The sequence below is a fragment of the Brevibacterium siliguriense genome (assembly GCF_900105315.1).
Classification (GTDB): domain Bacteria; phylum Actinomycetota; class Actinomycetes; order Actinomycetales; family Brevibacteriaceae; genus Brevibacterium; species Brevibacterium siliguriense.
Map to the genome: position 1 here is coordinate 2734595 of NZ_LT629766.1, position 21661 is coordinate 2756255.

17 protein-coding genes and 2 tRNA genes are annotated in these 21661 nt (G+C 64.0%); 5 read left to right on the plus strand and 14 right to left on the minus strand.

All coding sequences use genetic code 11. The annotated features are described in order from the left end of the window. Positions 1–62 precede the first annotated feature (62 nt). The 5 genes from BLU88_RS12185 to BLU88_RS12205 form a co-directional block, all read right to left on the minus strand. The gene (locus tag BLU88_RS12185; RefSeq protein ID WP_092014241.1) at positions 63–428 is read right to left on the minus strand and encodes a DUF4233 domain-containing protein; all 366 of its coding nucleotides are present in this window, start codon (positions 426–428) and stop codon (positions 63–65) included. After that, positions 425–1924, minus strand: coding sequence for a bifunctional folylpolyglutamate synthase/dihydrofolate synthase (locus BLU88_RS12190; protein WP_092014244.1), 1500 nt, complete (start codon positions 1922–1924; stop codon positions 425–427). The genes BLU88_RS12185 and BLU88_RS12190 overlap by 4 nt, the downstream gene beginning before the upstream one ends. Beyond that, entirely contained in the window at positions 1921–5184 is a 3264-nt protein-coding gene (gene ileS / locus BLU88_RS12195) for an isoleucine--tRNA ligase (RefSeq protein WP_092014247.1), read from the minus strand. Before ileS ends, BLU88_RS12190 begins: the two co-directional genes overlap by 4 nt. A gap of 312 nt (positions 5185–5496) precedes the next feature. Beyond that, positions 5497–6252 carry an SDR family oxidoreductase gene (locus BLU88_RS12200; protein WP_092014250.1) on the minus strand — a complete coding sequence of 252 codons (756 nt, stop codon included), beginning with the start codon at positions 6250–6252 and terminating at the stop codon, positions 5497–5499. Positions 6253–6333: 81 nt separating this feature from the next. Then, positions 6334–7530 (minus strand): acyltransferase, encoded by a 1197-nt coding sequence (locus BLU88_RS12205; RefSeq protein ID WP_092014253.1) that lies wholly within the window; start codon positions 7528–7530, stop codon positions 6334–6336. Positions 7531–7716: 186 nt separating this feature from the next. On the opposite strand from BLU88_RS12205, the gene valS reads away from it, so the two are divergent. The 4 genes from valS (at position 7717) to BLU88_RS12225 (ending at position 12270) form a co-directional block, all read left to right on the plus strand. After that, a complete protein-coding gene (gene valS / locus BLU88_RS12210; RefSeq protein ID WP_092014256.1) occupies positions 7717–10362 on the plus strand; it encodes a valine--tRNA ligase in 2646 nt (881 codons plus the stop codon). Positions 10363–10590: 228 nt separating this feature from the next. Continuing rightward, positions 10591–11283, plus strand: a complete 693-nt coding sequence (locus BLU88_RS12215) for an AIM24 family protein (RefSeq protein ID WP_092014259.1) — start codon at positions 10591–10593, stop codon at positions 11281–11283. 218 nt (positions 11284–11501) lie between these two features. Beyond that, a complete protein-coding gene (locus BLU88_RS12220) occupies positions 11502–11843 on the plus strand; it encodes an ArsR/SmtB family transcription factor (protein WP_092014262.1) in 342 nt (113 codons plus the stop codon). A 10-nt stretch (positions 11844–11853) separates the two neighbouring features. Then, the gene (locus BLU88_RS12225; RefSeq protein WP_092014265.1) at positions 11854–12270 is read left to right on the plus strand and encodes an SRPBCC family protein; all 417 of its coding nucleotides are present in this window, start codon (positions 11854–11856) and stop codon (positions 12268–12270) included. 38 nt (positions 12271–12308) lie between these two features. On the opposite strand, the gene BLU88_RS12230 is transcribed toward BLU88_RS12225, so the two are convergent. The 7 genes from BLU88_RS12230 to BLU88_RS12260 form a co-directional block, all read right to left on the minus strand. Beyond that, positions 12309–13595 carry an MFS transporter gene (locus BLU88_RS12230; RefSeq protein ID WP_092014268.1) on the minus strand — a complete coding sequence of 429 codons (1287 nt, stop codon included), beginning with the start codon at positions 13593–13595 and terminating at the stop codon, positions 12309–12311. An 11-nt stretch (positions 13596–13606) separates the two neighbouring features. Then, a complete protein-coding gene (clpX, locus tag BLU88_RS12235; RefSeq protein WP_092014271.1) occupies positions 13607–14890 on the minus strand; it encodes an ATP-dependent Clp protease ATP-binding subunit ClpX in 1284 nt (427 codons plus the stop codon). 196 nt (positions 14891–15086) lie between these two features. Then, a complete protein-coding gene (locus BLU88_RS12240) occupies positions 15087–15731 on the minus strand; it encodes an ATP-dependent Clp protease proteolytic subunit (RefSeq protein ID WP_092014274.1) in 645 nt (214 codons plus the stop codon). Between the two features lie 26 nt (positions 15732–15757). Further along, positions 15758–16354: an ATP-dependent Clp protease proteolytic subunit gene (locus BLU88_RS12245; protein ID WP_039210730.1), complete on the minus strand. Its 597-nt coding sequence runs from the start codon at positions 16352–16354 to the stop codon at positions 15758–15760. Between the two features lie 204 nt (positions 16355–16558). After that, positions 16559–17920: a trigger factor gene (gene tig, locus BLU88_RS12250; protein WP_092014277.1), complete on the minus strand. Its 1362-nt coding sequence runs from the start codon at positions 17918–17920 to the stop codon at positions 16559–16561. Positions 17921–18130: 210 nt separating this feature from the next. Then, a complete protein-coding gene (locus BLU88_RS12255; protein ID WP_092014279.1) occupies positions 18131–19276 on the minus strand; it encodes a glycoside hydrolase family 15 protein in 1146 nt (381 codons plus the stop codon). A 323-nt stretch (positions 19277–19599) separates the two neighbouring features. After that, a tRNA-Gly gene (locus BLU88_RS12260) sits at positions 19600–19673 on the minus strand. 165 nt (positions 19674–19838) lie between these two features. Between BLU88_RS12260 and BLU88_RS12265 the strand changes: the two genes are divergently transcribed. Then, positions 19839–19912 (plus strand) — tRNA-Pro (locus BLU88_RS12265). A gap of 78 nt (positions 19913–19990) precedes the next feature. On the opposite strand, the gene BLU88_RS12270 is transcribed toward BLU88_RS12265, so the two are convergent. Continuing rightward, on the minus strand, positions 19991–21103 hold the full coding sequence (locus BLU88_RS12270) for an alcohol dehydrogenase catalytic domain-containing protein (protein ID WP_092014281.1): 1113 nt from the start codon (positions 21101–21103) through the stop codon (positions 19991–19993). A gap of 30 nt (positions 21104–21133) precedes the next feature. After that, complete coding sequence (locus tag BLU88_RS12275; protein WP_092014284.1) at positions 21134–21607, minus strand: ribose-5-phosphate isomerase; 474 nt, start codon at positions 21605–21607, stop codon at positions 21134–21136. Positions 21608–21661: the final 54 nt, after the last annotated feature.

Sequence of the window (21661 nt, forward strand, 5' to 3'; positions counted from 1 at the left end):
GTGGACGTCGGTCCACAGTCTACCCGGGCGCCGAGGCGGTCCCGCCTGGGCAATGATGAGGTTCAGTCGCGCGCTGCGACCTCACGATCGATGCGGGCCGACCAGTAGACGGCCACGGCCCACAGGGCGATGAAGAGCGCTGCGACGAAGAACATCGAGGTGAGCACGAAGCCTGAAGCCAGCAGCAGCACCTGGACGACCCAGCCGAGGATCACGCCGGGACGTTTCTGCCCGATCCGTCGGGGCAGCAGGACGACTGCGACGATCGCCAGCACGGCGACGACGGAGGCGCCGATGAGCAGCTGCGTCAAGGTCAGGGTCTGGGCAGATTTCACCGACAGTCCGAAGGTCGTGAGCACTGCGAAGTAGACGACGACGAGTTCGCAGATGAGGATCGATCCGCACAGAACGGGGTACTTCGACTTCATCGCTCCTCCCCTCGTCCCAGCAGCAGGCGGGCCTCGGCCACGGTGTAGATGGAACCGGTGACGACGATCCCCGGGCTCTTCGCGTCGACGCTGTTGGCCAGGTCGATGGCCTTCATCAGGGCGGCATTGAGGTCGGAGGCGACGATGACGGAATCCTCGTCCACCCACTCCCGGGCCGCCTCGGCGAGGTCGTCGACCGGCAGCGCACGGGAATTGAGATTCTCGCTGACGACGAACACATCGGCGCTGCGGTGGAGCTCTTCGATGACGCCGTCGCTGTCCTTGTCGGCCAGCATCGCCAACACCATGACGACATAGTCGAAGTCGAACGCCTCGGTGAGGGTCTCGGCGAGCACATGTGCGGCATCCGAGTTGTGGGCTCCGTCGACGACAACGCTGGGGCCGGTCCGCACGAGTTCGGCGCGACCCGGTGATGTCACGCGGGCCAGCCCCTCGGCCACGGTCTCCTGGTCGAGCGGCTTGTCCTCGGCACCGAGGAAGGCCTCGGCCGCGACGATCGCGACAGCGGCATTGTGGGCCTGATGGACTCCGTGCAGAGGCAGGAAGAGGTCGGAGTAGACGTCTCTGCGGCCCTGAACGGTGATGAGCTGACCGTCGACGGCCCGCTGCCGGTCGAGGAGGCGGAAATCGCGTTCCTCGGTGGCCAGCGGAACCCCTCGTCGGGCTGCTTCCTCGTCGAGGACGGCCTGGGCAGCCTCGTCCTGGACGGCAGACACGGCGACCGGCTCCGGAGCCGGGCTGTCCTCAACGCTGCGGTCGAGGATTCCGGCCTTCGTTGCGGCGATCTCCTCGATGGTGTCGCCGAGGAACAGCTGATGGTCGAGACCGATCTTCGTGAACACGCACACCTGGGCGTCGGCGACGTTCGTCGAATCCCATGCTCCGCCCATGCCGACCTCCGTGACGACGACATCGACCGGGGCATCGGCGAACACGGCGAAGGCCAGGACGGTCAGTGCTTCGAAATAAGTCAGCTTCGCGCGGCCTTCGGCTTCGAGCTGGGTGTCGACGATCTCGAGGTACGGGGCGATCTCGTCATAGATGCGCACGAAGGTATGTGCGGATACGGGTGCCCCGTCCACCGAGATCCGTTCGGTCACCGAATGCAGGTGCGGACTGGTGAACCGGCCAACCCGGAGTTCGTGAGCGGTGATGAGCGAATCGATCATCCGCGCCGTCGAGGTCTTCCCGTTCGTGCCCGTGATCGTGATCGTCGGGGCAGCGGTGTGGATGTCGCCGAGGACCTCACAAGCCCGCCGGGTCGCATCGAGGCGCAGTTCGACCTGCGTCTCCCCCGCCCGAGCCAGCAGCAGGGCGTACACGCGCGCGAGTTCGGCCCGAGCGGCCTCATCGACGACTGGTTCGGGCAGAGGTTCCGGCTCCGCCTCTTCCGCGATCTGCGGACCTTCGACAGCGGCCAGCAGCTCCTCAGCTTCGGCCGCCGGATCCTCGGCTGGGGTGTTGTCGTCGCTCATGCCGGCTTCACCGCCAGACGGGTGCCGCCGGGCAGCTCTTCCGGGCTGAAGACCTCGGAGTCGGCATCGACCGGTCCGAAGGTCAGAGCGATCGTCAAGGTCTCACCGGCGATGAGGTCGGTGTGAGGCTCGAGCGCAGCGGTCACCTCGGTGCTGGCTTCGATGGTCACGGCGATCCGATCGGAGATGTCGAGGTCGAGCTGTTTGCGGATGCCCTGGATGGCTCGCACGGCGTCGCGGGCCATGCCTTCGGCCTCGAGTTCCGGTGTGACCCGCGTGTCGAGGGCAAGGAAGCCGGAGTCGAGGGCAGCGAGCTCCATTCCGTCCGTGCCGGATTCGGCGACGGATTCGAGGGTGAATTCGCCTTCGACGAGTTCGATTCCACCGCTGACGACGGTGCCGTCGGTGACGGTCCAGTCGCCGGACTTCGAGGCCTTGATGACCTGCTGGACCTGCTTGCCCAGACGCGGACCTGCGGCCCGAGCGTTGACGACGAGATTCTGGGACAGGGAGAATCCGGCGGCCGCCGCCTCGGCGACGTCGAGGACCTCGACGGAACGCACGTTGAGCTCATCGGCGATGATCTCAGTGAAATCGGAGCTCAACTCCGTATCGGTGGCGACAGTCAGCTGTGATAGCGGCAGGCGCACACGAAGCTGGTTGGCCTTGCGCACCGAGGATGCCGTAGAGCAGATATCGCGGGTCAGGTCCATGGCCGCAACGAGGTCGGCGTCGGCGGGGAACGCAGCGGCGTCCGGATAGTCGGCCAAATGCACCGATCGCTCACCGGTCAGTCCGCGGTAGATCTCTTCGACCGTGAACGGCAGCAGAGGTGCCGCCACCCGGCAGAAAGCTTCGAGGCAGGTGAAGAACACGTCGAATGACTCGTGTGTGTTGGCACCGCCGTCCCAGAACCGGCGGCGCGAGCGGCGCACGTACCAGTTCGTGAGCATGTCGAGGTAGCTGCGGACGAGTTCGCAGGCCGCCCAGATGTCCAGACCGTCCATCGCCTCACCGAATTCGGTGATGAGGTCATGGGTCTTGGCCAGCAGGTAGCGGTCGAGGACCTGAGACGAGTCATAGCGGGTCTGTGCCTGGTAGCCGGTCTTCTCCCCCGCGTGGCCGTCGGCGGCGTTGGAGTAGGTGGCGAAGAACTGCCACGTGTTCCACAGCGGGAGCACGACTTGGCGGACACCGTCGCGGATGCCCTGTTCGGTGACGACGAGGTTGCCGCCGCGCAAGATCGACGAGGCCATGAGGAACCAGCGCATGGCATCCGAGCCGTCGCGATTGAAGACCTCGTTGACATCGGGGTAGTTGCGCAGGGACTTCGACATCTTCTGCCCGTCGGAGCCCAGCACGATGCCGTGTGAGATGCAGTTCGTGAATGCGGGACGGTCGAAGATCGCGGTGGCCAGCACATGCAGCAGGTAGAACCAGCCCCGTGTCTGCCCCACGTATTCGACGATGAAGTCGGCCGGGAAGTGGTTGTCGAACCATTCGGAGTTCTCGAACGGGTAGTGCACCTGGGCGTAGCTCATCGATCCGGAGTCGAACCACACGTCGAAGATCTCGGGGATGCGCTGCATCACCGACTGTCCGGTGGGGTCGTCCGGATTCGGGCGGGTCAGGTCGTCGACCCAGGGACGGTGGAGGTCGACCTCACCGGAGTCGTTGCGCGGCAGTCGACCGAAGTCCGCTTCGATCTCGGCAAGCGACCCGTACACGTCGGTGCGCGGGTAGGCCGGGTCAGATGAGATCCAGACGGGGATCGGCGAACCCCAGAAGCGGTTGCGCGAGATCGACCAGTCACGGGCGTTCTCGAGCCATTTGCCGAACTGTCCGTGCTTGACGTTGTCGGGCACCCAATTGATCTGCTCGTTGAGTTCGACCATGCGGTCCTTGAACTCGGTGACGCGGACGAACCAGGAGGACACCGCACGGTAGATCAGCGGGTTCCGGCAGCGCCAGCAATGCGGGTAGGAGTGTTCGTAGGATTCGTGACGCACCAGCTGCGCGGCCCGACCGTCCAGGGGGCCGGTGTGGTTGCGCAGGTCTTTGATGATCGCCTTGTTCGCGTCGAAGACCTGCTGGCCCGCGTAGTCGGGCACGGTCGTATCGAAGCGACCGGCGTCGTCGACGGGACGGGCGGCGGTGATTCCGTAGGAGTCGGTGAGCTCCTTATCCTCTTCACCGAAGGCCGGCGACTGGTGGACGATGCCGGTGCCGTCTTCGACGGTGACGAAGTCCGCGGCGAGGATCGTGTGCATCTTCTCGCCGAACTCCTCCTGCCGCCCCTCGAAGTAGGGGAACGGAGGTTCGTAGGCGGCACCGACGAGTTCGCTGCCGGGGAAGGTGCGAAGAACCTGCGGTTCGGCACCGAGTTCACGAGCATAGGCACCCAGGCGCGCCTCGGCGAGGATGAGGGTCTTGCCCTGGAGCTCTTCGGCCCCGTCCTCGCCGGGCACCACGGCGACCAGCGGGATCTCCGGGTTGACGGCCACTGCCTGGTTCGAGGGCACCGTCCACGGGGTCGTGGTCCAGATGAGGACCGACTCGTCGGAGTCCTTGAGCTTGTAGCCGATGGTCACCGCCGGATCCTGACGCATCTTGTACACGTCGTCGTCCATGCGCAGCTCATGGTTCGACAGCGGCGTCTCATCCTTCCAGCAGTACGGGAGCACGCGGTAGCCCTCGTAGACGAGGCCCTTGTCCCAGAGCTGCTTGAACGCCCAGATGACGCTTTCCATGTATTCGACATTGAGCGTCTTGTAGTCATTGTCGAAGTCGACCCAACGGCCCTGCCGGGTCACGTATTCTTCCCATTCCTGGGTGTAGCGCAGCACCGAGGAGCGGCAGGCGTCGTTGAAGGCGGCCAGACCCATACGGCCGATCTCGGACTTGTCGGTGATGCCCAGCTGGCGTTCGGCTTCGAGCTCGGCCGGCAGACCGTGGGTGTCCCAGCCGAACCGACGGTCGACCTTCTTGCCCCGCATCGTCTGGAAGCGCGGGACGACGTCCTTGACGTAACCGGTGAGCAGGTGACCGTAGTGGGGCAGGCCGTTGGCGAAGGGCGGACCGTCGTAGAAGACGAATTCGTTCTCGCCGTTCTCGCCGGGGTCGCGCTGAGCGATCGAGGCCTTGAAGGTGTCGTCTTCCTGCCAGTAGCGCAGCACAGCGTCTTCGATGGCGGGGAAGTTCGGGGAGTTGGAGAGTCCGAACGTCGAGGTCGAAACCTTGGGATAGAGAGGCTGAGTCATGAGCGTCCTTCTGGGTCACTGCGGTCACTGTCACGAGGACGACAGTCTGCCGCGGTACCACCTCGCTTATCCGCTCTCCGACCGGTGCCGGTCGATCAGCGGATCGCTCATTGACTTAGACGATGACGGGTCCACCCGTCCGGTTCTACTGAGAACGCAGCGCTTGCAACTTAGGTTCCGTTCTTCCGGATGCTCCCCGGTGATGGCCGGATCGACGCATGACAATCGTATACCGACGACTCCGCCCGAGACCACCCGGCAGGACATTGCGATCCATTCGCCGAGGCGGCCCCGGGCAGGAGCCGTGAGTGCTCACAGTCCCCGGTTGCGGGCGACCTTGTGCTGGGCGGCCTGAGCGATGGGTCGGATGACCATGAGGTCGACGTTGAAGTGATGGGGTCGGGTCAGCGTGTACACGACGGCGTCGGCGACGTCGTCCGCGGTCAGCGGGTTCTCGACGCCTTCGTAGACCCTCGCGGCCTTCTCCTCGTCTCCTCCGACGCGCTTGACCGTGAATTCGTCTGTGGCGACCATTCCGGGGGCGATCTCGATGACCCGCACGGGTTCACCAGCGAGTTCGAGTCGCAGGGTCGCAGCCATCGAGTGAGTGCCGTGCTTCGCGGCGACGTAGCCTCCGCCGCCTTCATAGGCCTGATGGCCGGCCGTCGAGGACATGACGACGATGTCCCCGCGACCGGAGTCGATGAGGGCCGGCAGCAGGGCCTTGACGACGCGCAGGACTCCGAGGACGTTGATATCGAACATATCGCGCCATCCGTCGACAGACGCCTCGGCAACGGTGTCGGTTCCGAAGGCGGCACCGGCATTGGCTACGAGGGAGTGGACGACTCCCCCGGCGAGCACCTGGTCTGCCATGGATGCCACGGCGGCGTCATCGGTGAGGTCGGCGACGATGTAGTCGGCTCCGGTCTCCTCGGCGAGAGCCTTGAGCTTGTCCTCACGGCGGGCAACGGCCACGACGTCCCAGCCCTGCTCGCGCAGCTGTCGGACGGTGGCGGCGCCGATTCCGGAGCTGGCTCCTGTGACTACTGCTCTGAGAGTTTCCATCTGAGTTCTCCTCTGTCGAGTCTGCTGGTCTGTCGGAATGACGAGTCGGGATGGCGGTCGCGAGACCTCCCCGTTCGGTTTTCAGTCTACGGAGTCGAATCCCGTCCGGGTGCGGCGTCCGCTGCGCCGAGATCGCCCCCGATCGGTGTGCTCCGAGTCGGATCGATCGGGGCCGCCGTCGACCGGGGCTCTCGACGTTCTCGTTCGGGAATGAGGATTGCGGGGACCGCCCTCGCCGAAGACGGTGCGGAAGCCGGGGATCTTCACAGCCGTCCAGGTGATCGCGGCGCAGACGATCGCATAGGCGATCGGCATGATGACGGCATGGAGGAAGACGCCGGGGACGGTGTTCGGCAGTCCCATGGCGTTGCGCACCGGGTAGAGCAGAAGCGGGTGGAGAAGGAATACGCCGAACGAATAGGGATAGAAGCGGTGGAGCAGTCCAAAGCCTTCGCGCAGGTGGAAGTGCAGGAGGAGATAGGCGGCCATGGAGGCGATGACGACTCCCGGGGCGAGGTACTCGTACGGGAACAGCCATGGCTGCTCACCGGGTCCCAAGCCGGCCCAGACGGCGGTTCCGGCGATCGCGGCTATCAGCGTCGCCCAGGCCAGCAGTGCGCCGCGGACGGAGAGGACGATATCGCGCAGCACCCAGCCGAGGATGTAGAAGCCGGCCATCGGCAGGAACCGGGTGGCGATATTGGCTTCGCCGACGTCGAAGATCATCGACACCCATTGGTCGGTCATGCCGATGCCGAGGAAGATCAGGCCTGTCCCCCACTGCAGTCGGCGCGAACCGTGGACGCTGAGGAGCCGGAAGAACGGGGTGAGCAGGGTCAGCCCGGCGAGGACGTAGAGGAAGTAGAGCTGAACGAAGGGCGATCCTGTGAGGATCGCGATGCCCGGATTCCAGGAATCGTCGTCCGGCTGCAGGTAGAAGCGCCGGAAGAGCACATAGACGATGGTCCAGAACACGAGGGGGATGCCGATTCGCCAGACCCGTTTGGACAGGAAATTCCGCGGTTTGCTCCCCCGCTCGGGGTCGAGGGCCAAAGCGCCGGAGATCATGATGAATACCGGCACCGACCAGCGGCAGGCGGAGTCGATGGCATTGGCCACCCACCAGTCAGGACCCATTCCCGCGAAGTTCTCTTCGACGACGGTGCCCAGGGAATGGATGGCGACGACGGCGATGATCGCGATCGCCCGTGCCGGATTCATCCACGCGGTCGATGTGGGCGGCGGGTTCTCAGTCGGAATTCGGTCCAGAGGGGCCATGGGTCCATATTCTCATTGCCTGCGACGATGCCGTCTCCTTCCGTCTTCAGTGTGTGAGCCGACCCACGGGATCGGCGGGGGCGAGCCGAAGCAGCTGCGCTGCCTTCTCGCCCCGTGGAGGTTCTGCCTGGCAGCGGGCGTGAACCGGTTTGGCCGATCGCGAACCGGGTGAGAAAATCAGCAACTATGAACACACCTGCCTTTTCGGACTCGACGCACGAGTCAGTGAACCTGCCCGACAAGCCGGCCCTCGAGGGCCTGCAGGACAAATGGGACGCCGCGTGGAGCGAGCAGAACGTCTACGCCTTCGACGTCGATACCGATCGCAAGCAGGTCTACTCGATCGACACTCCCCCGCCGACCGCCTCGGGGTCGCTGCACGTGGGGCACGTGTTCTCATACACGCAGACCGACATCATCGCCCGCTACCAGCGGATGACCGGCAAGAACGTGTTCTACCCGCTGGGCTGGGACGACAACGGCCTACCCACCGAGCGGCGGGTGCAGAACTACTATGGCGTCACCTGCGATCCGAGCCAGCATTACGACCCGGATTTCCAGCCGCCGGAGAAGGCGCCGAAGAATTCGCGTGACTTCGTCAAGATCTCCCGCCAGAACTTCATCGAGCTGTGCGAGAAGCTTTCGGCCGAGGACGAGAAGGTGTTCGAGGATCTCTTCCGCTCCACCGGACTGTCGGTGGATTGGAAGTACACATACCGCACGATCGATGACGATTCGCGTGCAGTGAGTCAGCGGGCCTTCCTCACCGATCTCAAGAACGGACACGCCTATTCGCAGGACGCCCCGACCATGTGGGACGTGACCTTCGGCACCGCGGTCGCTCAGGCCGAACTCGAGGATCGTGAGCGTGAAGGCGCCTATCACAAGGTGAAGTTCTTCCCCGAGGGTGCCGATGGCCTGGCCGACACCTCGGCGGAGCCCATCATCATCCTCACTTCGCGCCCGGAGCTCATTCCCGCTGTCGTGGCGCTCGTCGCCCACCCCGATGACGAACGCTATGCCTCCCTGTTCGGCACCAACGTTGTCTCGCCGCTCTTCGGCGTCAGCGTCGAAGTCCGCGCTCACGAGCTAGCGAAGTCCGATAAGGGCACGGGCATCGCCATGGTCTGCACCTTCGGCGACCTCACCGACGTCACCTGGTGGCGCGAGCTGGATCTGCCGACCCGCGCGGTCATCAACCGCGGCGGACGCCTCAACCTCGAGGTGCCCGAGTGGATCGCCGAATCGCCCAAGCCCGACGCGAAAGCCAACTATGAGGCGCTGGCTGGGAAGACCACGTTCTCCGCCCGCAAGGACATTGCGCAGATGCTCATCGACTCCGGTGACCTCATCGGTGAGATCGAGCCGATCACTCACCCCGTCCCGTTCTACGAGAAGGGCGACAAGCCTCTCGAGGTCGTCACCAGCCGTCAGTGGTACATCCGCAACGGCGGCCGTTCGGCCGAGCTGCGGGATGCTCTCATCGCCCGCGGTCGTGAGATCGAATGGCACCCGGCCTATATGCGCTCCCGCTACGAGAACTGGGTGGAGAATCTCAACGGCGACTGGCTGGTCTCCCGTCAGCGTTTCTTCGGAGTCCCGATTCCGCTGTGGTACCGCCTCGACGCCGATGGACAGCCCGACTACGAGAATCCGATCGTTCCGGAATCGCTGCCCTGTGACCCCATCGCCGAAGCCCCTGCCGGCTTCAACGATGACCAACGGGATGTGCCCGGGGGCTTCACGGCGGACCCGGACGTGCTCGACACCTGGGCGACGTCGTCGTTGACTCCGCAGCTGCTCGGCGGCTGGTCGCGCGATGAGGAGTTCTTCGACAAGGTCTTCCCGTTCGACCTGCGCCCGCAGGGACACGACATCATCCGCACCTGGCTGTTCTCTACCGTCGTCCGGGCGAACTCACTCAACGATGCGGCCCCCTGGAAGCACGCCGGACTCTCGGGCTGGATCCTCGATCCGGACCGGAAGAAGATGTCGAAGTCGAAGGGGAACGTGGTTGTGCCCTCCGACATCCTCGGCGAGGCGAAGCCGGGATTCGGTCCCGACGCGGTCCGCTACTGGGCTGCCAGTGCGAAACTCGGCGCCGACACCGCCTATGACGTCACGCAGATGCAGATCGGTCGCCGTCTGGCGATGAAGCTGCTCAACGCTTCGAAGTTCGCTCTGGCTCAGGGCGTGCACTCAGGTCTCATCGGTCAGCTCGGTGCCGTCACGCACGATCTCGACCGGGCTCTTCTGGCGAAGCTGGCCGATGTCGTCGAACAGGCCGGAACTCATATGGCCGCCTACGACTACGCTCATGCCCTGCGCGTGACCGAAAGCTTCTTCTGGGAGTTCACCGACGACTACGTCGAGCTGGTCAAGGACCGTTCGTACGGTTCGTCGGGCTCCGACGACCAGCTCTCGGCCCACGTCACCCTGGCCACTGCCCTGGACGTGCTGCTGCGACTGTTCGCGCCGTTCACTCCATTCGTCACCGAAGAGGTCTGGTCCTGGTGGCGCACCGGTTCGGTCCACCGTGCGTCGTGGCCGGCCGATGAGGCACTGAGCCACCCGGGATCGTCCGTCGACCCCGAGCTGCTGGCTTCTGTGGCTGCCGCACTCACCGAGATCCGCCGTACGAAGACCGAGGCCAAGGTCTCTCAGAAGACCGAGGTCGCTTCGGTGACCATTCAGGCACCGGCTCCCGTCGTCTCTGCGATCAAGGCGGCAGAAGGCGACCTCACGGCCGCTGGCCGCATCAAGTCCCTGACGACCGAGGAGGCCGGCGAAGAGATCACCATCGCCGCGATCAGCTTCGTCGAACAGGACTGAGCACAACTCGAGCCTGGCCTGCGGGTCGGCTCGAAACGAAATCAGAGCCTGCAGAGCCCCACGGCAGCCGTTCCTTCGCAGAGTCGGAGCAGCGGATGCCGTGGGGCTCTGCGCATGTTCCGGATCGGAAACACGAATTGCCCCGGTTCTGCGGCCCCTCCCCCGTAATATGGTTCTCGACCATTGAAGAAGCACCGACATCCGCCCCGAATGAAAGGCCCCCAAACCGTGAGAAGCGAACTTTTTTCCAAGCGCAACGCCGAGGTCCAGAACCAGGAGCGGTGGACCCTCCAGTCGAACAAGATGCTGCGTTCGGTGGTCACGCCGAACGCTCCGATGATCGCCACCAAGGGTGCCATGGTCGCTTACCAGGGCGATGTCCATTTCACCCACCAGGGGTCGAAGTCGGTCGGCCAGTTCATGAAGAAAGCAGCCACCGGTGAGGGCGGCAATGTCATGCGCGTCGAGGGACACGGTGAGGTGTTCTTCGCCCGGGAAGCCTCGAACATCTTCATGATGGCGCTCGAGGGACCGCAAGACGCGCTGACAGTCAACACTGCGAATCTGCTTGCCTTCGACGACGCTCTCAGCTGGGAGATCAAGCGCATCAAGGGCGGCGTCGGCGCAATGGTCAGCGGTTCGGGACTGTTCAACCTCGAACTCGCAGGACATGGCACCGCAGCCATCTGCTGCAAGGGTGAGCCCATGGTCCTCGACTGCTCGCAACAGCCGACCTTCGTCGACCCGCAGGCCGCCGTGTGCTGGTCCTCGGCATTGGCTCCGCAGATCAAGACCGATGTCAGCGTCGGCACGTTCTTCGGCCGCGGTTCCGGGGAGTCCGTGCAGCTGGCCTTCCACGGCCCCGGCTTCGTCGTCGTCCAGCCCGCAGAGAACGCCGTCTACTCGGCGACGACCAGCTGACGCACTGACAATTCTCGATTTCGGCGTGCCAACACCGAGTCGGCAGACAACTCCGATACACCCCCGACCCGCCGCGACTGCGGCGAGCCGGGGGTGTTGTCGCCTCCGCCAATCTGCCCGGGCCCGAAGTTCGTATAAGCATCTCCCGTAGATGATGGGACCTCAGATATGTCGGAATCTCTTGATATGTCGAAGAAAACCGACATAAGGTCGGCCCTGTGAATTCCGATGTCTTCTCGGCCGTTGCCAACAGCACCCGGCGGTCGATCCTCGAAGCGGTCCGCACCAAGCCACGATCGGTCTCCGAACTGACAGCACTGTTCGAGCTCAGCCGTCCGGCGGTCTCCGGGCATCTGAGAATCCTCCGACACACAGGTTTGGTCCGCGAGGAGCATAAGGGACAGAGGCGCATCTACCACCTCGAAGCGGCTCCGTTCGCCGAACTCGCAGAATGGCTCAGTCCCTTCGAACGCTACTGGCGCGACCGCCTCGGCGATCTGTCCAAGACGCTTGATGAGCTCGAAGAATCGGAATCCGCAGACGATCTCGACACAGATTAGGACACAGATCATGACCGACGAACGCACCATCGAAGTCGACCAGTTCCTCTCTCACTCCCCGGCCACCGTCTGGCGAGCACTCACCGAACCGGATCTTATGGCCCGATGGTGGGCTGCAGGTGACATCGCTCCTGTCGTCGGACATTCCTTCACTCTCGACATGGGCAGTTTCGGGAAGCAGCCGTGCACGGTCACGAAGGTCGATCCGCAGCGCCTCATCGCCTATACGTTCGCCGAAGGCAGCCTGGATTCGACGCTGGCGTGGACGCTTGGCCCCGAAGACACGGGGACCCGACTCTTCTTAGCTCATTCCGGACTCGACGTCGACACTCAGCTGGGCCTCCAGGCTTTCAAGGGCATGGGATCCGGGTGGCCGGGAATTCTGGCTGCGATGGAGCAGGTCCTCGAGGGCGTCGACTTACGCTGATCCGGGGGCCTGAGCGCCTGTCCGGCGTTCCCGCCGAATCAGGGCGTGGGGATGGTGTGCTCACGGTCGCCTCGCTCGACTCGGTATCTCCGGAACGTCGGAAAGATCACGGCGCAGGCGAGCACGAGGAGGATGACGACGATGCCTCCACCCGCCGAGGCGACCGAGGTGTCCGTGACCGCCGCGACGGAGCCGTGGAGGACGTCCGCAACTCGTGGCCCTCCGGCCACGACGACGATGAACACTCCCTGCATCCGACCGCGCATCGCATCGGTGGCGGCCTCTTGCAGCATCGTCTGCCGAAAAGCGCCGGAGACGATATCGGCTCCCCCGCCGACTGCGAGGGCAGCTAGTGCGAAGACGAGCGCCGTCAGCCAGAAGCCGCGTGCGAGCTCGAGAGAGACTCCGAAGACCGTCATCGCCGCGCCCCAGATGGCAATGGCGACGATGACGGCCAAGCCCTGACGTTGCACACGTGAGACCCAGCCCGAGAAGATTCCGGCCAATGCGCTGCCGCCGGCCAGTGCGGCGAAGAGCAGGGAGAAGACGATTCCGCCTTCGGGCGGTCCGTCGAAGGTTTCGGCTGCGATCTGCGGGAACAGTGCCCGAGGCATACCGAATACCATCGCGATGATATCGACCAGCAATGAGACCATGACGACGGTGTTCGTCCTCAGATACCGGAATCCGTCGACGATGCCTTTGAAACCCGACCGGGTATCGGGCTGCTTCTGCGGCAGCAGCGACGGCAGTCGAATCACCGCGTAGAGCGTGGCGAACAGGAACACGGCGTCGATGACGTAGAGCAGCTGGTACCCGAACAGCGGGATGAGCGCTCCGCCGAAGATGGGCCCGATCACTGCACCCAAGGTCAGCACGGTCATGTTCAGCGAATTCGCCGCAGGCAGGAGCTCAAGCGGAACGATCGAGGGTATCAGAGCACCCTTCGCAGGCTGATTGAGACCGAAGAACGCCTGCTGCATCGAAAACACCGACAGCAGCAACCAGACGTTGTCGACACTCAGCACCGCAATGAGTGCGAGTATCGCGCTCGTGACGATCAGCCCCACAGTCGAGATCACGAGCAGCTTGCGCCGATCGATGACATCAGCCAACGACCCGCCCCACAGCCCGAAGACGATGAGCGGAACCAGACCGAACGCACCGGCGAGTCCGACATAGCCGGAGGACCCGGTGATGTGGAAGATCTGGGCGGGAATCGCCACAACCGTCATCTGCGCACCGATGACGGTGACGATATTGGCTGCCCACAGTCGCCGGAAGGGCGCATAGCGCAGTGGACGCGTGTCAGCCAGGAGCCCCATGTGTCAGAGACTCAGGCAGACTTCTTATTCGTCCTGTTCCGTGACTTCGGCACGAGGGTCGGGGCGACATTGGATTCGACGACGTCCTTGGTCACGACCACCTCGGCGATGTCCTCACGTGAGGGCACATCGAACATGACCGGCTGCAGGACCTCTTCCATGATCGAACGCAGACCGCGAGCGCCGGTGCCGCGCAGCAGAGCGAGATCGGCGATGGCCTCGAGTGCTTCGGTCTCGAATGTCAGGGACACATTGTCGAACTCGAACATCCGCTGGTACTGCTTGACCAGTGCGTTCTTCGGTTCGGTGAGGATCGACATGAGCGCGGCCCGGTCGAGGTTCGACACGGTGGCCAGCACCGGCAAGCGACCGATGAATTCGGGGATGAGACCGAACTTGAGCAGATCTTCCGGGAGGATGTCCGCGTAGAGGTCCTCTTCGTCGTTCTTCGACTGCAGAAGGGCACCGAATCCGATGCCGTGCTTGCCCTTGCGACCGGCCACGATCTCCTCCATTCCGGCGAAGGCGCCGGCGACGATGAAGAGCACGTTGGTCGTGTCGATCTGCAGGAAGTCCTGGTGCGGGTGCTTGCGTCCACCCTGAGGTGGAACCGAAGCCTGAGTGCCTTCGAGGATCTTCAGAAGTGCCTGCTGCACGCCCTCACCGGACACGTCACGAGTGATCGACGGGTTCTCCGACTTGCGGGCGATCTTGTCGATCTCGTCGATGTAGATGATTCCGTGCTCGGCACGCTGGATGTCGAAGTCCGCAGCCTGGATGAGCTTGAGCAGGATATTCTCGACGTCCTCGCCGACGTAGCCGGCTTCGGTCAGCGCAGTGGCGTCGGCGACGGCGAAGGGGACGTTGAGCCGCTTGGCCAGCGACTGAGCGAGGTAGGTCTTTCCCGAACCGGTGGGGCCGACGAGCAGAATGTTCGACTTCGCGATCTCGACCTCGGAGTCGCTGGCACCGAGTGTCTTCTCGTCACCTGACTGCAGGGACCGGATGCGCTTGTAGTGGTTGTAGACGGCTACCGACAGTGCCTTCTTCGCCGGTTCCTGACCGACCACGTACTCCTGAAGGAAGTCGAAGATCTCGCGTGGTTTGGGCAGCTCGAGTTCGGCCTGCTCCGGACTGGATTCGCTGAGCTCCTCTTCGATGATCTCATTGCACAATCCGATGCATTCATCGCAGATGTAAACACCAGGTCCGGCGATGAGTTTCCGAACCTGCTTCTGAGACTTCCCACAGAAGTTGCATTTGAGCAGGTCTGCTCCGTCCGCACTGCGAGCCACTGTCACAACCTTTCGCCAGGACGCTTGGCCCCAACTCTACCGCTCGTGTTTCCTGTACCTCAATAGCTTCCCATACGTGGCGGACACGAGCCCCCAGCCACGTCCCGGTGTGTCGGAGGAAGGAACGGAGAACGGGTCCGCACGATCGCAATCGTACGAACCCGTTCTCGGTGTTTCCCAGCCTTCCGAGCGGTGATCAGTTCGCGTTCTTGCGCGAAGAGAGCACCTGGTCGACGAGACCGTAGTCCTTGGCCTGCTCGGCCGTGAGGAAGAGGTCACGCTCGATGTCGTTCGAGACCTGCGTGGCCTCCTTGTTCGAGTGCTTGGCCAGAGTGCCTTCGAGCCATTCGCGCATCCGCAGCACCTCGGCAGCCTGGATCTCCAGGTCAGAGGCCTGTCCCTGCCCCTGTCCCTGCATTGCGGGCTGGTGGATGAGCACACGCGCGTTCGGCAGAGCCAGACGTTTGCCGGGAGTTCCCGCAGCCAGCAGCACGGCGGCGGCGGAGGCGGCCTGACCGAGGCAGACGGTCTGGATCTCCGGCTTGATGTACTGCATCGTGTCGTAGATGGCGGTCATCGCGGTGAAGGAACCACCGGGCGAGTTGATGTAGAGAGTGATGTCGCGGTCCGGGTCCTGCGATTCGAGGACCAGCAGCTGAGCCATGACATCGTCGGCCGACGTGTCATCGACCTGCGCACCGAGGAACACAACACGGTCGTCGAAGAGCTTGGTGTAGGGGTCCTGGCGTTTGAAGCCGTAAGGTGTGCGCTCTTCGAACTGCGGCATGACGTAACGCGACTGCGGCATGTTCGACGCCGTGGAACCCGGCATAAAGTTCATTGAATTCATACTTCCCTCACTCCTGCTCAGTTGTTCTCGACGTCGGACGCGCGGGTGACCATCTTGTCGATGAAGCCGTATTCGAGCGCTTCTTCGGCGGTGAACCAGTGGTCGCGGTCGTTGTCCTTGAGGATCTGCTCGAGCGACTTGCCGGTCTGCTGAGCGGTCAGTTCCGCCATCTGCTTCTTCATGTGCAGGATCAGTTCGGCCTGGATCTTGATGTCCGTGGCCGTACCGCCGATGCCGCCCAGCGGCTGGTGCATGAGGATGCGGGCGTGCGGGGTCGCGTAGCGCTTGCCCGGGGTGCCCGAGGACAGCAGGAACTGACCCATCGAGGCGGCCATGCCCATGGCCACGGTCGAGACATCGGGCTTGATGTACTGCATCGTGTCGTAGATGGCCATACCGGCGGTGACGGATCCGCCGGGCGAGTTGATGTAGAGCGAGATGTCCGCTTCGGGGTCCTCGGCGGCAAGCAGCATCATCTGCGCGCAGATGGCGTTGGCGTTGTCGTCACGCACCTCCGAACCGAGCCAGATGATGCGCTCCTTGAGAAGACGATTGAAGATGTGGTCGTCCAGACCCATTCCCCCACCGGCGTCGAGGCCGACGGGAGCTGTCATGTCGTATGCGCTCACGTTTCACTCCTGTGTTCTGTGGATGGCTTGCTATGGACTCTAACCGCTCTCCCCCGGGTTTTAGTCCGCGGCGAGGCCCGTGTTCGCCATCAGCGTGATCGGCACCTGCACAGATGCGAAGACGGTGGGTACGGATCGTGATCCGTACCCACCGTCTCATCAGGATTCCACCGCCGAGGCGGGGCTCCCTCAGTTCTCTTCGGCAGCCTCTGCAGGTGCTTCGTCTGCGGCATCCGCGCTCTGCGCGTCAGCGTCGGCATCCTCGGCGTCGTCCCCGGCCGAGGTGAAGGCCTCCATGTCGACGACGTTTCCGGCGGTGTCCTTGACCGTGGCACCCGCGAGGACGGCGGCCAGGGCCTTGCGGCGCGAGACCTCTCCGACGAGGGCGTTGACCTGGCCGGAGCTGTCGAGCATCTGGGCGAACTCGTTGGGGTTCATCCCGTACTGCTGCGAAGCGGATATCAGGTACTCGATGAGTTCGGGCTGGCTGACCTCGACGTTCTCGGCTTCGGAGACGGCATCGAGGATGAACTGGGTGCGCAGGTTGCGCTCGGTCTCCTCGGTGACCTCCTTGCGGTGCTCGTCATCATCCGAACGATTCTCGGATTCGAGGTGACGCTCGACCTCGTCGGTGACGATCTTGGCCGGGACCGGGACGTCGAGGGTCTCGATGAGGTGCTCGAGGACCTTGTCGCGTGCCTGCACGCCCTGCTCGGTCTCCTTGGACTTGCCGGCCTGCTCGCGCAGGTCCTCACGCAGCTCGTCGATCGTGTCGAACTCGCTGGCCAGCTGAGCGAAGTCGTCGTCGGCCTCGGGCAGTTCGCGTTCCTTGACAGCGCCCAGGGTGATCTTCACGGTGCCCTGCTCGCCTGCGTGCTCGCCGCCTGCGAAGGTGGTCTCGAAGGTCGTGGTCTCACCGGCGGAGAGTCCGTCGAGGGCCTCGTCCATGCCTTCGAGCATGGTTCCAGCACCGACCTGGTACGAGATGTCGGAAGCGGTGTCGATCTCTTCGTCACCGATGGTGGCGACGAGGTCGAGGGTGACGAAGTCATCCTTGGCGGCGGGGCGATCGACGGCGACCAGGGTTCCGAAGCGGGTGCGCAGCTGCTCGAGCTCGGCATCCACATCGGCATCGGTGACCTCGATGGGGTCGACTTCGATGTTGATTGTGTCGTAGGCAGGCAGTTCGACCTCGGGACGCACGTCAACCTCGACGGTGAAGCCCAGATCACCGTCTTCGGTTCCGTCGAGACCGGGAACTTCTGAGATCTCGACCTCGGGCTGGCCCATCGGCTTGAGGTCGTGCTCTTCGACCGCGTTGCGGTAGAAGTCATCAAGACCGTTGTTGACCGCTTCCTGGATCACGGCCGGACGGCCGATGCGCTGATCGATGATGCGCGCGGGGACCTTGCCCTTACGGAAACCGGGGACGGTGACCTGGGCACCGATGGTTTTGTATGCCTCGTCGACGCTCGGTTTGAGTTCGGCGTATGGGACTTCCACGCTGATCTTGACCCGGGTGGGGTCGAGTTGCTCGACGGAGCTCTTCACAGTGTGACCTTTCAAATTCGACAGTCATGCATTTTCGGTCATCTCCGACCTGATCATCCGGGTTCGTGACCGCAAACGGCCATCTCACAGCCTGATCGGTCATCTCGTGACCTTAAGGGAGCGAAAGTCCACGAATAGTTCGCGCACGTCCGCAAGACGCAATCACCTATGTTACGCGAAACCCCGCCCGTTACGCGAAACAGGGTGATTTCACGAACCCGCTCCACCGCGGTGCACATAGAGCTCGTCGAGGGTGATGATGACGTTGGCCGCCGTCCACGACAGCGGGGCCACTGAGACCGGGGCGCCCTCGGCGCTGATCTTCTCCGGCAGCGAACCGGCGCTGGTGCGGTGCGCGGAGAGCCAGTCGAGGATCGACTCGGCCTTCTCCACCTGCCCGAGTCGGGCGAAACCGAGTCCCATGAGCGAGGTCGACGGGGTCCAGCTGGAGCGGTCGATGATCCACCCATGCCCGGGTTTGATCCCTCCTGCCGGCTGTTCGAGACGGTTCCAGACCTCGCCGAGGAGCTCAGGTTCGAGTGCGTAGATCCCGTCCGCCGCATTAGGCACGAGTCCGGCGGCGGGCAGGTAGGCGATCGCCGAATCGCACCCGCCCGAGGTCGGGTAACGCTGCATCCCATTGGCCTCGAAGGTCCGAGTGAACGTCGCACGATAGTCATCCGCCGCACGCCGGACGGCTTCCGGATCACCGCCGAGGCGGCCCCACAGTTCCGGATCCGCCTTCGTCAGTGCTGTGAGCGAGTTCATCCCGACCAGGGTCGGACCGGCCAAACCGAGCGAGACCTGCGATTCTCCGACCTCCCAATAGTCCGGGCCGACGGGAGGCAGACGGTGACCGAGAGCGGTGAGGTCTAAGAGACGCCGCGTGGTCCGTCGCAGCAGATCGTCAAGGGCACCGAGGTCGAACGACCCTGCTGTCGCTGCGGATACCGCATTGACGTCGGAGATCGCCCAGAGGACGAGACCGAGGGAGTCGAACTGCGATTCGCGGTCATCCGGCGCCATGCCGGATGATGGGTCGACGCGGGCGGCGAATGAGCCGTCGACCGCCTGCGCGGACTGAAGGAAGAGAAGCTGGCTCCACGCCAAGTCCGGCCGACCGATTCGAGCCAGAGCGATTGCGGAGAAGGCAGCGTCGCGGGGCCAGACATACCGCCACGGGCCGGACCATCCGGCGACCGTGGCAGGCAGTTCGTCGCTGAGCACCCACAGGTCGAGCAGAGCAGAGATCGCCAGATCCCGACGGTCGGCCGGCAGTGCCCTGAGCCAGGGTTCACAGGCGTCAAGGAACTCCTGCTGCCTCCGCTCCGGGCCAGGATCGGCGAGGCCCGACATCACTCGAGACTGCCGGGGCAGTCTCTGCGCGGTTTCGGCATCGACGGCTTCGCGCAGGTCTGAGGAAGTGTAGGCGGATGTGACGGAGCGGACCGGGTCGGGTCGGGCCGCCTCGGCGAGGGCTGCGGTGATCGCCGAACCGAAACCGATCGCACCGATCCCGACGGCGGCACCGGTGAGAATCGCTCGTCGGCTGGGCAGCGCGGTGCTCCGTGCACCTCGCGGGGCGAGCCCTGCAGCGGCCGAACGGCGGTGGTCATGAGGAGGATCCTACCTGTCCGGGCACGAGAAAGCCGGCCTGACCTTCGGGTCAGACCGGCTTGTGGAGGGGATGACGGGAATCGAACCCGCACCATCAGTTTGGAAGACTGAGGCTCTACCATTGAGCTACATCCCCGTGTTGCGAGTTCGACTATAGTCGAGAACTTCCTCGACCTCCAAATCGACATACGGTGACCTGCGTCACCCGCCGGATCACACTGTGAGGTGCGTCGCATTAGCGGCTTTGCTCGATTTGCAAGGTGCAAGTCCCGACCCGCCTGTGGTTAGATAGGAGCCGTCGCGGGATGTGGCGCAGCTTGGTAGCGCATCTGTTTTGGGAACAGAGGGTCGCAGGTTCAAATCCTGTCATCCCGACAGACTTCAGCCGCTCGGACCACTTGGTCCGAGCGGCTTTGTCGTTCCACCTACGTCAGATCGACCACGGCCACCTGCTTACGCCTCGAAGTCGATGACCTGGCGAATGACCGTTCCGTCGGAAAGGGCGTCGAATGCCTCGTTGAGCTCACTCAGTGTGATCGTGTCGGAGATGAGCTCCTCGACGGGCAGTTTGCCCTCCCGCCACAGTCGGGCGTAGACGGGGATGTCTCGGCTCGGCACCGCGGACCCGAGATATGAGCCGATCACGGTCCGCGCCTCGGCGGTCAGGGTCACCGGGGTGATGCTCGACTGCGCATCCGGTGCGGGAAGTCCCACAGTCACGGTCGTCCCGCCGACGGCGGTGGCCCTGAACGCGGTCTCGAAGGCACGGGGATGCCCCACGCACTCGATGACGACCGGGGCCTTCCTCTCCCCCAGCTGTTCGGGAGTGAAGACTTCGACGGCACCGAGTTCCTTCGCCCGCACGAGTTTGTCCGGGTTCGCGTCGACGCCGATGACTCCGGCAGTTTCGATGGACAGCGCGGTGATGAGTGCAGCCATTCCCACCCCGCCGAGGCCTACGATCATCACTTCGTCTTCCGGCCCGGGACGTCCGGCATTGAGGACCGCTCCCCCACCGGTGAGCACGGCGCAGCCGAGCACAGCGGCGATGGAGGCGGGGACATCCTCGTCGACGGGAACGACGGATGCGCGGTTGAGAACCGCATGAGTTGAGAACACGGACGCGCCGAGGTGGTGGAGCACCTCGGCGCCGGAGTCGTCGTGGAGACGCACCTTATGACCGTCGAACGGCAGGGTTCCGGCACCGTTCGTCGCACTGCCCGGAGTGCAGGGCAGTTTGCCGTCGGTTCGGCAGTTCGCACACTCCCCGCAGCGAGGAAGGAACACTGTGACAACCTGCTGGCCGATCTCGAGGTCATCGACACCGTCGCCGAGCTTCTCGACGACTCCCGCCCCTTCATGACCGAGCAGCATCGGCAGCGGGCGGGGACGGCTTCCGTCAACGACGGAGAGATCCGAGTGGCAGACCCCGGCGGCCGTCATCCGGATGAGCACCTCACCTGGGCCCGGCTCATCGAGCTCGAGAGTCTCGATCGAGATCGGCTGCGAACCGGCGAAGGGCCTCGGCCGCTTCATCTCCCGCAGCACGGCGCCGTGGATCTTCACAGTGTCCACCTCTTCACAGTGTTCTCCCTCTCACAGAGCCTGCTGGCCCTGCTCCTCAAAGTCGGCCATGATCTTGATGCGTCGTTCGTGGCGCTCATCGCCGGAGAAGGGCTCGGCCAGGAATGCATCGACGATGGCGATCGCTTCTGCTTCGGGGTGCTGACGGGCACCGACAGCCACGATCTGAGCGTTGTTGTGCTGACGTGCGAGTTTCGAGATCTCCGAGTTCCAGGCCAGTGCGGTGCGTGCGCCCTTGACCAGGTTCGCGGCCATCTGCTCGCCGTTGCCTGATCCGCCGATCACGACGCCGAGCGCTTCAACTCCAGCGGACTGATCATCGACGACGGCCTGTGCCGCAGCGATGCAGAACGCCGGGTAGTCATCAAGAGCATCGAATTCATGAGCGCCGTGGTCGACGACTTCGTGCCCGGCCGACTCGAGATGAGACTTGAGCACCTCCTTGAATTCGAATCCGGCGTGGTCGGTGCCGAGGTGAACCTTCATATGTCTGCCTTTCCGTGTGGAGCGTGGGTCGGTCGAGTCCGCTGACTGTGCGGA